The sequence below is a fragment of the Sulfitobacter sp. 1A13496 genome, from assembly GCF_043557225.1.
Classification (GTDB): Bacteria; Pseudomonadota; Alphaproteobacteria; order Rhodobacterales; family Rhodobacteraceae; genus Sulfitobacter; species Sulfitobacter faviae.
The window spans coordinates 197,599-210,533 of the sequence record NZ_JBIFFP010000004.1; the positions used below are offsets into that span (position 1 = coordinate 197,599).

10 protein-coding genes are annotated in these 12,935 nt (G+C 62.4%); 7 read left to right on the forward strand and 3 right to left on the reverse strand.

The window, feature by feature from the left end; genetic code table 11:
• Window positions 1–11 precede the first annotated feature (11 nt).
• Window positions 12–641, forward strand: a complete 630-nt coding sequence (locus ACGYLX_RS11540; protein ID WP_271688785.1) for a DUF1523 family protein — start codon at window positions 12–14, stop codon at window positions 639–641.
• Between the two features lie 76 nt (window positions 642–717).
• Complete coding sequence (locus ACGYLX_RS11545; protein ID WP_394449570.1) at window positions 718–3,225, forward strand: cation:proton antiporter; 2,508 nt, start codon at window positions 718–720, stop codon at window positions 3,223–3,225.
• Between the two features lie 114 nt (window positions 3,226–3,339).
• Here ACGYLX_RS11545 and ACGYLX_RS11550 read toward each other — a convergent pair whose 3' ends face one another.
• Window positions 3,340–3,852, reverse strand: coding sequence for a PepSY domain-containing protein (locus ACGYLX_RS11550; protein ID WP_394449572.1), 513 nt, complete (start codon window positions 3,850–3,852; stop codon window positions 3,340–3,342).
• A 99-nt stretch (window positions 3,853–3,951) separates the two neighbouring features.
• Window positions 3,952–5,529, reverse strand: a complete 1,578-nt coding sequence (locus tag ACGYLX_RS11555; protein ID WP_394449574.1) for a DUF5928 domain-containing protein — start codon at window positions 5,527–5,529, stop codon at window positions 3,952–3,954.
• A gap of 170 nt (window positions 5,530–5,699) precedes the next feature.
• Here ACGYLX_RS11555 and ACGYLX_RS11560 point away from each other — a divergent pair, with 170 nt between their 5' ends.
• The 5 genes from ACGYLX_RS11560 (at window position 5,700) to ACGYLX_RS11580 (ending at window position 11,359) form a co-directional block, all read left to right on the forward strand.
• Window positions 5,700–6,518 carry a sulfotransferase family protein gene (locus ACGYLX_RS11560; RefSeq protein WP_394449576.1) on the forward strand — a complete coding sequence of 273 codons (819 nt, stop codon included), beginning with the start codon at window positions 5,700–5,702 and terminating at the stop codon, window positions 6,516–6,518.
• A 47-nt stretch (window positions 6,519–6,565) separates the two neighbouring features.
• A complete protein-coding gene (smpB, locus tag ACGYLX_RS11565; protein ID WP_168613581.1) occupies window positions 6,566–7,054 on the forward strand; it encodes an SsrA-binding protein SmpB in 489 nt (162 codons plus the stop codon).
• Window positions 7,055–7,373: 319 nt separating this feature from the next.
• Window positions 7,374–8,228, forward strand: coding sequence for a 3-mercaptopyruvate sulfurtransferase (sseA, locus tag ACGYLX_RS11570; RefSeq protein WP_394449578.1), 855 nt, complete (start codon window positions 7,374–7,376; stop codon window positions 8,226–8,228).
• Between the two features lie 33 nt (window positions 8,229–8,261).
• Entirely contained in the window at window positions 8,262–9,443 is a 1,182-nt protein-coding gene (locus tag ACGYLX_RS11575) for an aromatic amino acid transaminase (RefSeq protein ID WP_394449580.1), read from the forward strand.
• Between the two features lie 191 nt (window positions 9,444–9,634).
• On the forward strand, window positions 9,635–11,359 hold the full coding sequence (locus tag ACGYLX_RS11580; RefSeq protein ID WP_394449582.1) for a histidine kinase N-terminal 7TM domain-containing protein: 1,725 nt from the start codon (window positions 9,635–9,637) through the stop codon (window positions 11,357–11,359).
• 59 nt (window positions 11,360–11,418) lie between these two features.
• Here ACGYLX_RS11580 and ACGYLX_RS11585 read toward each other — a convergent pair whose 3' ends face one another.
• A complete protein-coding gene (locus ACGYLX_RS11585; RefSeq protein WP_394449584.1) occupies window positions 11,419–12,726 on the reverse strand; it encodes an ammonium transporter in 1,308 nt (435 codons plus the stop codon).
• Window positions 12,727–12,935 lie beyond the last annotated feature (209 nt).

The following is a 12,935-nucleotide window of genomic DNA, read 5'->3' on the forward strand; positions in this document are numbered from 1 at the left end:
AAGGGCCGAAGATGAGAATCGTTAAATGGGTGTTCTGGGTGACCGTCTGGGTGCTGGTGGGGGCGTTCTTCCACTATACGCTGCCGCAGACCGATATCGTCCGCGTCACGGACACCTATGAAAAGCGGATCGACTTCGGCAACAATTCGATCTTCTGGTCCGGCTCATCAACCGATAGCGCGGGACAGGCGGTCAACCGCGATGTCTTTTTCATCCAGACCCGCCGGGCCAAGGGCGATGTCATGGTCTACCGCAACGAAGACACCGGCTGGGGCTGGCCGCCCTATTTCAAGTTCGACACCGCCAACCTTCAGGCCGAGGCGGCGGATGCGCGCAGCACCACTGGCGCGCCGCAGTACTATGCGCTGAAGCACTACGGCTGGCGCAGTGAGCTTTTGTCGATCTACCCCAATGCCATTTCGCTCCGCCCGGTCGAGGGGCCGGAAGCGAGCAAGGGTATCCCCTTCGTGACCATCATCGTGCTGACCCTCGCCGCGGCGCTGTTCTATGCGATCTGGGTGCGCTGGCGGCGGTTCCGCCGCGCGCGGCTCGACCCCAAGATCGAGGCGATCGAGGATGACATCGCCGCGCGCCGGGGCCGTTTTGCCCGTTGGCGCGCCGAGCGGCGCGCGCGCAAGTAACCTCACCACGAACTGTCAGCGCTGAGCGGGGCAAGAAGCGCCCCGCATTCAGGTAAATTCTGGTATTCCATCCTATATGGACATCATCCTCGTCACCACGGTCATCGCGTCGCTCTTTGTCGTCATCGGCTTGGCCGAGCCCTTGGCCGCGCGATTGCGACTGCCGTTCAGCGTGATCTTGGCGGTCGTTGGCATCCTCATCGGGGCCTCGGCGATCTTTTTCCTGCGCACTGATCTGACGGATGCGTTGAACCCGGTGGCGGCGGCCATTCTTGGGCTGCCGATCCGGTCGAACGTCTTTCTATACGTCTTCCTGCCGACGCTGTTGTTTCAGGCGACATTGGGGATGAACCTGCGCCGTATGGTCGACGATTGGGTGCCCATCCTGGTGCTGGCGGTCGTGGCCGTAGTGGTGGCGACGGTTAGCATTGGCTACGCGCTGTTTTGGGTCAGTGCGATCCCGCTGGCGGCCTGTCTGCTGATCGGGGCAATCGTCTCAACCACGGATCCTTCGGCGGTGGTCTCGATCTTTCGGTCGATCTCGGCCCCGCGGCGGCTGGCGCGGATCATCGAGGGCGAAAGCCTGCTGAACGACGCCGCCGCCATCGCGCTTTTCGGCCTGTTCATGGGCTATGTCATGCTGGGCATTCCCGACCCGGAACTGGGCAGTGCGCTTGCGCAATTCCCGATGCTGATCGCAGGCGGGGCGCTGGTGGGCTGGCTGGGCGCGCGGATCGCGGTTTGGGTCATGGCGCTGTTTGCGCGGCATGAATTGGCGCAGCAGTCGATCTCGGTCGCGCTGCCCTATCTGGCCTATATCGTGGCCGAGCAAAGCGTCGGCGCGTCGGGGGTGATCGCCGTGGTGGCGGCGGGGCTGACGCTGAACCTCACCGCGCCGGGGCGGCTGCCGCCACAGGCGCTGACCAACCTGCGCGAGCTTTGGGACGTGTTGGCCCATTGGGCCGGGGCGCTCATCTTTATCCTCGCCGCACTGCTGATCCCGCGGTTGTTGGAAGAGGTCCGGCTAGAAGATTTCTTTCTCATCGCCGTGGTTGTGGTGGCTGCCATTTTCGCCCGCGCAGTGGTTCTTTTCGGGCTGCTGCCCCTGCTGACCACGGCCAAGCTTTCGCCCATGGTCGAGCGGCCCTATCGGGTGGCGATCCTCTGGGGCGGTTTGCGCGGAGCGGTTACATTGGCGCTGGCACTGGCGGTGACGGAAAGCGTGCGGGTGCCGGATGACATTCAGCGGATCGTGGGTATCTTGGCCACCGGCTTCACGCTCTTCACCCTGCTGGCCCAGGGTACGACGCTGCGTTGGATCATCGGGCGGTTAGGGCTCGATCAACTCTCGCCCATTGACCACGCGCTGTCGCGGCAGGTCATCGCCGTGGCCCTGCAGACCGTGCGCGAAGACGTGGCCCAAACGACAGAGAATTACGACCTGAACCGCGACATCGTGCGCTCCGAGGCGAAACGGTTTGGCGAGCGGCTTGAGACAGCGGTCAAGACAGCGGAGGAAGCGACCGATATCCTCGACCGCGACCGCATCGCGCTTGGGCTGATCGCGCTGGCGGGGCATGAGCGTGACACGATCCTTGCGCGGGTGCGCGAGCGGACGATCTCGGCCCGGATGGCCGATCTGGTGCTTTCGGATGCGGACCGGCTGATCGAAGGGGCGCGAACCCAAGGCCGCAGCGGCTATCAACGCGCGGCCCGGCGCAGCGTGGCCTATGGGCGCACATTTCGCGCAGCGGCGGTGCTGCACGGGCGCTACGGTGTGTCGGGGCCGCTGGCGCGGATGACGGCGGATCGCTTTGAAATGCTGCTGTCGCAACGGTTGATCCTGCGGGATCTGGGCACTTTCATCGATGGCCGCATTCGCCGGATCCACGGGCGGCGGGTGGCCGAATTGCTGCACGACCTGTTGGCGCGGCGCATCGAAGGGATTGAAACCGCGCTGGAGGGGCTGCGCTTGCAGTATCCCGGCTATGCTGAGGAGTTGGAACGGCGTTTCATCCGCCGCACGGCACTGCGTTTGGAAGAGCGTGAATATACATTGATGCGCGAAGACGGTCTGTTTGGGGCCGAGGTCTATACCGCCTTGATGCAGGAACTGGCGACCCGGCGCACCGCGGCAGAGGGGCGTCCGGGCCTTGACCTTGCCGTGCGGCGCGGCGCTTTCATCGAGCAGTTTCCGCTGTTTGCGGATCTGGAGGAGGGCGCGCTCAAACGGCTGAGCCGGGCGCTCAAGACCCGCTATGTCGATATCGGCGACGTGGTTTTGCGCAAGGAAAGCCCCGCGCGCAGCGTGTTTTTCATCGCCTCAGGTGCTGTCGAATTGGAAAGCGCGGGTCAGACTTGGCGATTGGGGCGGGGTGAGATGTTTGGCCAGATGGCGATCCTGACGAACCGCGTCCGCCGGGTGGATGTGCGCGCCATCGCGCCGACCACGCTTTTGGTTCTGGACGAGGACCGGTTCCGGCGCCTGCTGGAACGGAGCGCGGCCCTGCGCGAGGCGGTGCGTGCCAGTGCGGAGAAGCGCGGGATCGATCCGGTGGATCTGGTCTCGGGCGGGCGGGGGTAGCTCGGCGCGTCAAACGCTGGTGGGGCGTTTGGGGGCAGTGTGGTGCAGGGTATTTGAGAAAGGATGAAGATAGGGAGGTGCGGCCGGTAGAGGCGGCCGCACCTTTGGCTGGGGTTAGTCGTCGGGGGTGATTTCGCCGGTGGTGGCGTCGATCAGAAGTTCGCGTTCGCCGGTGGCGTCGGTCAGTTCGACTTCATAGACCATGCGGTCATCTTCATCGTCGAGCGAGACTTCCTCGATCCATGTGCCGTCTTGGCCTTCCAGCTCGGTCAGTGCGGTCATCAGCACATCGCGGGCCGTGCCAGCGGCGCGCAATTCGTCCTCTTGGAAGAGGCCGCTGAGGAAGCTTGTGAGCTGCTCTTCGGACTGCTTCATCACATCGCCGGTGGCGGCGTTGACGGTGACTTCGTACACGGATTCGCCGCGGACGAGGTCGATCTCATAGACCAGCGCGTCGCCTTCGGTTTCGATTTCGGCCTCCAGCACGCCGCCGTCGCTGCTGCTTTGCGCGGATTTAATGGCTTGGGACATGCTGATGCGCTCGGCCTCGGGGGCGGTCTCTTGCGCGAAGAGGGCCGCGGGGGCGAGCAGGAGCGATGTGGCGAGGGCGGTGAACTTATGTGTCATGGAAAACCTCTTGCGTTGTGGTGCGTCCGGCCGCGGGGCGGCGTTCTTGGTTCAACGTTTGGCGCGGGGGGCTGTTCCAGACGGTAGGGGCGGGCGGCGCTAATCTGCGAAGAGGCCTGCGGGCTGGACGATCGCGCGGGCCTCGTCTTGGGTCACCTTAAGAAAATGGGCGAGGGCTGCGGCGTTGGTTTCGGGGTTGGCGTATTCGGAGAGGCGGCTGTAGTTTGCGAATTGGGCGTCGCGGATTTGGTCGACCTCATGCAGCATGTTCCCGCGGATCGTGGGGAGCAGGCGGGACAGGTTTTCTTGCGATGTTTGCGCGCCGCTGAGGCCGATGCGCCGGGCGTGGCCGCTGAGATAGGTGTCGGTCAGTTTGCATTCGACTTCGAGCATGCGCACCTGCGCGCGGTCCGAGGCGAAATCGCGCAGCAGGTCGAGGTTCGACGTGTCGATGCAGACGATCAGCCGGGTGCTGTCGTAGTAGTCGTAGAGCATCCGCATCAGGGCGCGGCGGTGGCGGGTGCGTTTTTCCAGCGTGGTTTGAATGCCGCCGAGGTCGGGCAGGGGGGTGTCTTCTTCGTTGAAGAGGAAATCCACTGCTGGGAGGCCGGTTTGCTGGCGTATCCGCCCCACGAGCCGTTTTGCCACATGCCATTTCTTGGCGATGATGATCAGCAGTTCACGTTCGCGGCCAAGGCTGGATTCCCTCTCCCAAAAGCGGGGGGCGAAGCGGCGGCCAATGCGGCCCCGCGCGGTGAGGAATTCGAACAGGTTGCGGCCTTCGTCGCTGATCTGGAAGGGCACGCCTTGGGCGGCGTAGAGCAGGCCGAGGCGGCGTTTGAGGTCCAGTGCCTCGGGGCTGATTTTGCGGGCGAAGAGGTGGTTCTGGCCGAGCAGCAGGTCATAGTGGTCATTGTAGAAGGTGACCGGCATGCCGTAGTCGGAAAACAGCAGGAAGGTCAGGCTGCGATTGGCGATTTCACCTTCGGGGACGAGGTGGCGCACGAGGGTTTGAAAGAAGGTCTCATCCGGGATCCAAGTGCTGCGGAAAAAGCGGATGACATCGGGGCGCTCGTGGCTGAATGCCATCAGCGCCTCCACGGTGCGGCGGCGCAGGCACCACCATTGGCTGCCGATTTGCACCTGAAGGTCGGCAGGGATCTTGCGGGTGAGGCCAAGACGTTTCTGGGCCTCGAACATTGCGTAGAAGCGTTTGCGCTGCGTGCGTTCGTTGAACCAATGGCGATAGATCAGCCGCTCTTCTTTCCAGCCGGTCTTGATCCAATCGCTTTCGAAGTAATCCACGCTTTCGATGAAATCCGCGTCATTTTCATCAAGGAACCGATGCGCGTATTCGGCGGATTTGATCGCCATGCAGTCGCCGGAGAGTAGGTAGAAATGCGTGGCGCGCGGGAAGGCTTCCATCGCGGCGGTGAGCGTGTCGAGCGTGGCTTGCACCAGTGACCATTCGCCCCAGCCACAGCGTATGCGTTTGCGCGGGAAGGCGACGTTGGGGTTGTCGCGCAGGGCCGCGGTGATCTGGGCGTAGTCTTCGGCGCTGGCGGAAGCGTCGAAATGGATCGCCATGTAATCGCCCACGGCGGTCAGCCGCTCGGCTTGCCGGATAATGGCCTCCGGATCCTTGTGGCACAGCAGGATATAGGCAATTTTCGCCATGCAGGATACCGAATGTCCTTGTCGCGGCCCGCTTGCATCGGCCTTTTGTCGTGGATCACCTTCCTAGTTAATCCTGAAGACCGATTGAATAAACAGCATTTCTTTGCTTTTTTGCACCGAGGTCTGACTGTTGCTTAAAACAGCCAGCGCCAGCAGGAGGCAGGACGCGCATGGGTTTTCCCGGAACATGGATGACGGAAAGTGAGAGCATGGTGTACCGCGTGGTGCCGAAATGCGCCTGTTCGACCATCGGCCAGATCATGTATTATTCCGATCATGGAGAGTTCTTTGACGGCGACATCCATGATGCCAAGTCAGGCATTCATAAATGGGCCTTGGATGGGTCGCAGGGGCCGATTACCGAGAATGTGACGGCGCGCAAGTCCTATGCCTTTACCTGTGTGCGCAACCCTTACACGCGGATTCTGTCGTCTTTCTTTGACAAGATTTGCGGCATTCAGCGCAACGGGCGGCGCTATCGCGGCAATTTGGTGCCGCTGCTGGTGCAGAAATACGGGATCGACGTAGGGGGTGAGGACGGCAAGGAGGAGTTCGACCAGATCGCGAGCTTCCGGCGTTTCCTGCTGTTCGCCCGCGATACCATTCGTTGGCGGCGGCCAATGGACCCGGACATTCACTGGTCGGCGGTCTCGGGCCATGTCAGCACCTTTATCGTCAACGGCGGCACCTACGACCAGATCTTCTGGACCGAGCGGTTCAACGACGGGATGCAGCAGGTGCTTGATGCCGTGGACACGTCGTACCCTGTCGATCTGGCGGCGATCCCGCGCTTTAATGAGAGCGAGGGCCATGGGCCCAAGCGGGCGCATCCGGTCGAGGATTACTTCGACGATCTGTCGATGCATCTGATGCGCGAGATCTACAAACGCGACTTCGATCTGTTCAAATATGACTTCGACAACCCCGGCAACAAGCACCCCGTGGGTGAGATCGATCTGGATGAGGTGCACGCCAAACTGGGTGACTAAGCGGCAGCATCTTGCACCGGGGCGGGGGGCGCTCTACATGCTTTGGCATGTCACAGGTCAAATCCAGTTCCAAATCCGATCCGAATTACAAGGTGATCGCCGAAAACCGCCGCGCGCGGTTTGATTACGCGATCGAAGAAGACATCGAATGCGGTATCATCCTTGAGGGATCCGAGGTGAAATCGCTACGCGAAGGCGGGGCGAATATCGCCGAGAGCTACGCCGCGGTGGAGGATGGCGAACTGTGGTTGGTGAACTCTTATGTGGCGCCCTACAAGCAGGCCAAGACCTTTCAGCATGAGGAGCGCCGGCGTCGGAAGCTTCTGGTGAGCCGCAAGCAGCTCGCTGAGCTGTGGAACGCGACGCAGCGCAAGGGCATGACGCTGGTGCCCTTGGTGATGTATTTCAACCATCGCGGCATGGCGAAGATCAAGATCGGCGTGGCCAAGGGTAAGAAGCTGCATGACAAGCGCGAGACGGCGGCCAAGCGCGATTGGTCGCGGCAGAAGCAGCGGTTGCTGAAAGATCACGGGTAGGTTTCGCTTCGACCGAGATTACCACCGGCCCGGAATGAAGCCGCAGGCGCCGGGCCATCGCCTGCCCGCCCGTCTCGCCAAAGGCGTGCCAGAATATACTAGGCGCACCTTTGGTGCGACCGGGTAGGCGATTTGGCGAGGCTGGGCGTGACCTCGTGAGCGCACATCGAAGCTGAACCATAAAGTGGCATGTGGCACCGTCACATCGCCCACCCGACGGGCAGGCGATGGCCCTCAGCACTCCGCATCCCCCCTTCCACTTGCCAGCATCCCCTGCCGGTTATAGGCATGGGCAACGCCCGCGACGAAGGAGGCCCCCATGGCCGACGATCCCAAGACATTGGTTTCAACCGATTGGTTGGCTCAGCATCTGAAAGACCCGGATCTGCGCATCCTTGATGCCTCGTGGTATCTGCCCGACGCCGGGCGCGATCCGAAGGCGGAGTATGACGCCGCGCACATCCCCGGCGCGCGCTTTTTCGACATCGACGATATCTCGGACGCGCGTTCGGACCTGCCGCATATGGCCCCGCCGATCGAGAAATTCATGTCGCGGCTGCGCGCCATGGGCGTGGGTGACGGGCATCAGGTGGTGGTCTATGACGGCGCGGGGCTAATGTCCGCCGCGCGGGTCTGGTGGCTGTTCCGCCTGATGGGGCAAGAGAATGTCGCCGTGCTGGATGGCGGGTTGCCCAAATGGCAGGCCGAGGGTCGCGAGACCGAAGATATGCCCCCCGTGCCGCGCGACCGCCATATGACCGTGCGCTTCCAGAACCAATTGGTGCGCGATGTGACACAGGTGGCCCATGCCTCCAAACTCGGCGATCCGCAGATCGTCGACGCCCGCGCCGCAGCACGTTTCCGCGGCGATGCGCCTGAACCGCGCGAGGGGCTGCGCGCAGGCCATATTCCCGGCGCGCGCAACGTGCCCTTCACCGAATTGCTCAACGACGACAAAACGATGAAAACCCCCGAAGAGACCCGCGCCATTTTCGAGGCGGCGGGCGTGGACCTGTCGAAACCCGTCATCACCTCCTGCGGGTCGGGCATCACCGCCGCCGTGCTGGCGCTGGCGCTGGAGCGGGTGGGCCACCGCAAATGGTCGCTCTACGATGGCTCATGGGCGGAATGGGGAATGTTCCCCACCGTGCCCGTGGCCACTGGCGCGGCTTAATCTTTTACCGTTACCTTCCAACCGGAGAACCCAATGTTCGAGACGCTCAAGGCGCAACCCGCCGATAAGATCCTCGCCCTTGTACAGGCCTACCGCGAAGACCCGCGCGACACGAAGATTGACCTCGGCGTCGGTGTCTATAAAGACGCCAGCGGCAACACCCCGGTGATGCGCGCGGTCAAAGCCGCCGAGCAGCGCATCTGGGAAAACCAAGACACCAAGGTCTACACCGGTCTGGCAGGCGATCCGACCTATACCAATGCGATGGCCGCGCTCGTTCTGGGCGATGCCGTGACGCGCGGCGCGATTGCCGCCGCCGCCACGCCCGGTGGCACCGGTGCCGTGCGTCAGGCCTTTGAACTGGTGCGTATGGCCAACCCCGAAGCGCGCGTTTTCGTCTCTGATCCGACATGGCCGAACCACCTGTCGATCCTGTCCTATCTGGGCATGGAAGTGGTGAACTACCGCTATTTCGACAGCGCGACCGGCGGCGTGAACTTCGACGGCATGATCGAAGACCTCAAGACCGCCAAGAAAGGCGATGTGGTCCTGCTGCACGGCTGCTGCCACAACCCCACGGGCGCGAACCTCAACAGCGCGGAGTGGGACGCGGTGATCGAAGTGCTGCAAAGCACCGGCGCCGTGCCGATGATCGACATCGCCTATCAGGGCTTTGGCGACGGGCTGGAAGCCGATGCCGCTGCGACGCGCAAAGTGGCCGCTTCGGTGCCGGAATGCCTGATCGCGGCAAGCTGCTCTAAGAACTTCGGCATCTACCGCGAACGGACCGGCATTCTGATGCTGGTGGCCGCCGAGGCGGCGCAGGGGCTGAACCAAGCCACTTTGGCCTTCCTCAACCGCCAGAACTACAGCTTCCCGCCCGATCACGGCGCGCGGATCGTGTCGACCATCCTGACCGATGATGAGCTCAAGGCCGATTGGATGGCCGAGCTTGAGGATGTTCGCAACGCCATGCTGGGTCTGCGTGAGCAACTGGCGGGTGAGTTGCAGAAACTTTCCGGGTCGGACCGCTTTGGCTTCCTCGCCCAGCACCGGGGCATGTTCTCGCGGCTTGGCACCACGCCGGATAAGGTCGACGCGCTGCGTGAGAAACATGGCATCTATATGGTCGGCGACAGCCGTATGAACATTGCCGGGCTGAATCAAAACAGCGTGCCGATCCTCGCCCGTGCGATCATCGACGTCGGTATCTAATCGCGCTCCGGGCCGCGCATGTCGCGGCCCGGTCAGCCTTCGATTGTTGCGGAACAATCGCCCTATGCCTCTATTCTGGCCTCTTTTAATCAAAACTTGGTCGAAATGGCATGTTTGGATAGCTTGAGTGAAAACTCAGGGTCGGGCCAATTTTAGAATCATTCCTACAGTGCATCCGCTTGGATGTGAGCTTGCCAGCGGTAGAGCTGGTGATCGTGACAGCCACGCTTGTCACCGTGTTGGGCTATTGGGTGCGTGGGCACAGCAGCCTACCCGGTAAACATTGGTTTTTGCTGGCCATTTTAGCCATGGACCTCTGGCTTCTGTCGGTCGGGGTCGAACTTTCCGCCACCTCTGCCGCCTGCGCCTTTGGGGTCAGCCGTTGGGCGTGGATCGGCTTTGTTCTGCTGCCAACCTTCTGGGCTTTTTTCCTCTATGAATATGCGCTTGGGGCCAAGGTGCCGCGATGGCTGGTGCCGCTCTGCGCGGGGCTTGCGCCTGCGCTGATCACCCTCGCCGCGGTGACGAGCGGTTGGCATGAGAAGTTCTATGGCCCCGAAACCAAGTGGTTGCTGAGCGCAGAGGGGGCCTATGTCCAATCCGACCACGGCCCGCTGTTCTTCATCGCGATCACCTATCTTTACATGGTCATCATGGCGGCGGCGGTGGTGGCGGGGCGGGCGGTGCGTTCGGCAAACCCGGCGGTGCGCAGCTTTTTCCTCAAGCTTTTTGCCGCGACGCTGATCCCCATGGTGGCCAATCTGGCCTATATCTTGGGCGGCATCACCCTGTTCAACACCGATCCGGCGCCTTTCTCATTCGCGCTTTCGCTGACGCTGGTGGTCTGGCTGGTGGCCGATAACCGCTGGATCGACGTGAACGCAATCGCGCGCGAGCTGTTGTTCTACAACAGCACCGATCCGGTTTTGGTGGTCGACCCGAGCGGCGCTGCGATCGAGACCAATCCAGCCGCCGCCGACCTCTTGCGTCGGGAGGCCGATCCCGAGGCCCCGCTGAGCGCCTTTGGGGAGTTGGGGCCGATCATCCGCTATCTCGCGGCCCATGGCAGCCTACCCGATGTGACAGATATCCAACTGGGTCACCGCCATTTCGCCGTGCGCGCCCATGCGATTTCTCTGGGGGCGGGGCAGAAACAGGTGGGCTGGGCCGTGGCGCTTTTGGATGTGACCGTGCAAAAGATCGCCGCCGAAAAGGCCATCGCCGCCGAGCAGATGCAGGCGCAGTTCCTCGCCACGGTCAGCCATGAGCTGCGCACCCCGCTGACGGTCATCAACGGCGCGCTTGGCCTGTTGTCGCAGGGCGGGGCCAAGGTGAGCGATGCGCAAAAGGCGCGTCTGCTGGCAAAGGCCGCAGGTAGCTCCGAGACGCTGACGACCTTGGTCAATGATCTGATCGACACCCAAAGCCTCAGCAGTGCGGAGTTCAGCATCGACCTGCGACCTGCCGCGCTCGCGCCGCTGGTGCAAAAGGCCGTGGCGAGGGCGGAAAGCCTGCAACCGGAGAAGGATATCCGCTTTAGCTGCGAGATGCCCGCGGCGGTGCTGACGGTCCAAGCCGATGCAGAGCGGTTGGGGCAGGTCTTTGGCAACGTGCTGTCGAACGCGGTGAAATTCTCTGCCCCGGGCGGGCAGGTGGAGGTTAGCCTTCAGCAGTCCGAAGGCATGGCGCATGTGCAGGTCAGCGACAGCGGCTGTGGCATCCCGCCGGGCGCGGAAGAGCAGGTCTTTGCGCCCTTTTCGCAGGTCGATGGCTCCGACACCAAGGTCGCCTATGGCAGCGGTCTGGGGATGCATATCACCCGGCAGATTCTGGACCGGCACGGGGGCAGCATCCGCTATGTCAGCGCGCCGGGTGTCGGCACGACCTTTACCATTTCTTTACCCCTAGTGGCCTAACGCAAACCGCCCGGCCATTGCTGGCCGGGCGGTCGATTGTTTGGCGATGTCGCCGAGGCTTAGCCCTTGGCGAACTCGGGGTAGGCTTCCATGCCCAGTTCCGACATGTCCAGACCGGTGATCTCGGCCTCTTCGCTGACGCGGATGCCACCGGCGGCTTTCAGGATCAGCCAGACGACGAAGCTGACGATGAAGACAAAGAGGCCAACCGCGGCAAAGCCGATGATCTGTGTGACGAAGGATGTGCCTTCGGTATAGACCGGCACGACCAGCGTGCCCCAGAAACCGGCGATCAGGTGAACCGGGATCGCGCCGACCACATCGTCGATCTTGAACTTGTCGAGCATCGGCACGGTCAGCACCACGATGACACCGCCCACGGCACCGATCCAAAGCGCACCAAACAGCGTCGGGTCAAGCGGCCCTGCAGTGATCGAGACGAGACCGGCCAGCGCGCCGTTCAGCACCATGGTCAGGTCGACTTTCTTGTACATCACCTGCGTCAGGATCAGCGCGGCGATGGCACCGGCGGCAGCGGCCATGTTGGTGTTGGCAAAGATCTGCGCTACGGCGTCCACGTCTTCGATGGTGCCCATGGCAAGCTGCGACGCACCGTTAAAGCCGAACCAGCCCATCCACAGGATGAACGTGCCCAAAGTGGCGAGGGCAAGGTTGGAACCCGGCATCGGCACAACGCGGCCATCCTTGCCGTATTTGCCCAAACGCGGCCCCAGTACGATGGCCCCGGCGAGTGCGGCGAAACCACCAGCGGCGTGCACGAGGGTCGAACCGGCGAAGTCGCTGAAGCCCATGGCGGAAAGGAAACCGCCGCCCCACTGCCAGGACGCTTCGATCGGGTAGATGAAGCCGGTCAGCACAACCACGAAGATCAGGAAGGGCCATAGCTTGATCCGCTCGGCTAGTGCACCCGACACGATGGAGGCGGTGGTGGCGCAGAACATCAGCTGAAAGAAGAAGTCGGAGGCGTTGGAGTAGCCGCCTGCGTCGATCTCGGTCTTGATATCCTTGGTCGCGAAGGTGCCAAAGACGCCTTCCATGATCCAATTGCCGTCACCGGGATACATGATGTTATAGCCCACCAGCCAATACATGACCGCCGCGAGGGCAAAGAGGCCCATGTTCTTGGTCAACTGCGTGGTGACGTTCTTGGAGCGGACAAGCCCGGCTTCCAGCATGGCGAAACCCGCCGCCATCCAGAAGACGAGAAAACCGCCGATCAGGAAAAGCAGGGTGTTGAAGATGAAGGTCGTATCCGCCAGCGTCGCGTATTCCGCGTCCTGTGCCAGCGCCAGCCCGGGCAGGGCGCTGACCGCCGCTGCGAGGGGAAGTATTAAGATGGGTTTCATATGGTCGTTTCCTGTCTGCGGGTCCGAATGCGTGCTTACCGAAGCGGGCGGCTGCCCGTGCAGCATGAGAAAACCGGATATCGGGCGCTCTTGGACAGGTTTGCCTGCCATATTTGCGCCATTGCGTGGCAGTGCCGCCTAAAAAGCGGGCGCAGGTTGGAATCTGCCTATAAATTAATCAGACATTTGACGCCGATTGGACCTTGCAG

Excerpts from the sequence above, each read along its gene's own strand:
- ACGYLX_RS11540 (WP_271688785.1), top strand. The coding sequence starts at position 12 with ATGAGAATCGTTAAATGGGTGTTCTGGGTGACCGTCTGGGTGCTGGTG.
- ACGYLX_RS11545 (WP_394449570.1), top strand. The coding sequence starts at position 718 with ATGGACATCATCCTCGTCACCACGGTCATCGCGTCGCTCTTTGTCGTC.
- ACGYLX_RS11550 (WP_394449572.1), bottom strand. The coding sequence starts at position 3,852 with ATGACACATAAGTTCACCGCCCTCGCCACATCGCTCCTGCTCGCCCCC.
- ACGYLX_RS11555 (WP_394449574.1), bottom strand. The coding sequence starts at position 5,529 with ATGGCGAAAATTGCCTATATCCTGCTGTGCCACAAGGATCCGGAGGCC.
- ACGYLX_RS11560 (WP_394449576.1), top strand. The coding sequence starts at position 5,700 with ATGGGTTTTCCCGGAACATGGATGACGGAAAGTGAGAGCATGGTGTAC.
- smpB (WP_168613581.1), top strand. The coding sequence starts at position 6,566 with ATGTCACAGGTCAAATCCAGTTCCAAATCCGATCCGAATTACAAGGTG.
- sseA (WP_394449578.1), top strand. The coding sequence starts at position 7,374 with ATGGCCGACGATCCCAAGACATTGGTTTCAACCGATTGGTTGGCTCAG.
- ACGYLX_RS11575 (WP_394449580.1), top strand. The coding sequence starts at position 8,262 with ATGTTCGAGACGCTCAAGGCGCAACCCGCCGATAAGATCCTCGCCCTT.
- ACGYLX_RS11585 (WP_394449584.1), bottom strand. The coding sequence starts at position 12,726 with ATGAAACCCATCTTAATACTTCCCCTCGCAGCGGCGGTCAGCGCCCTG.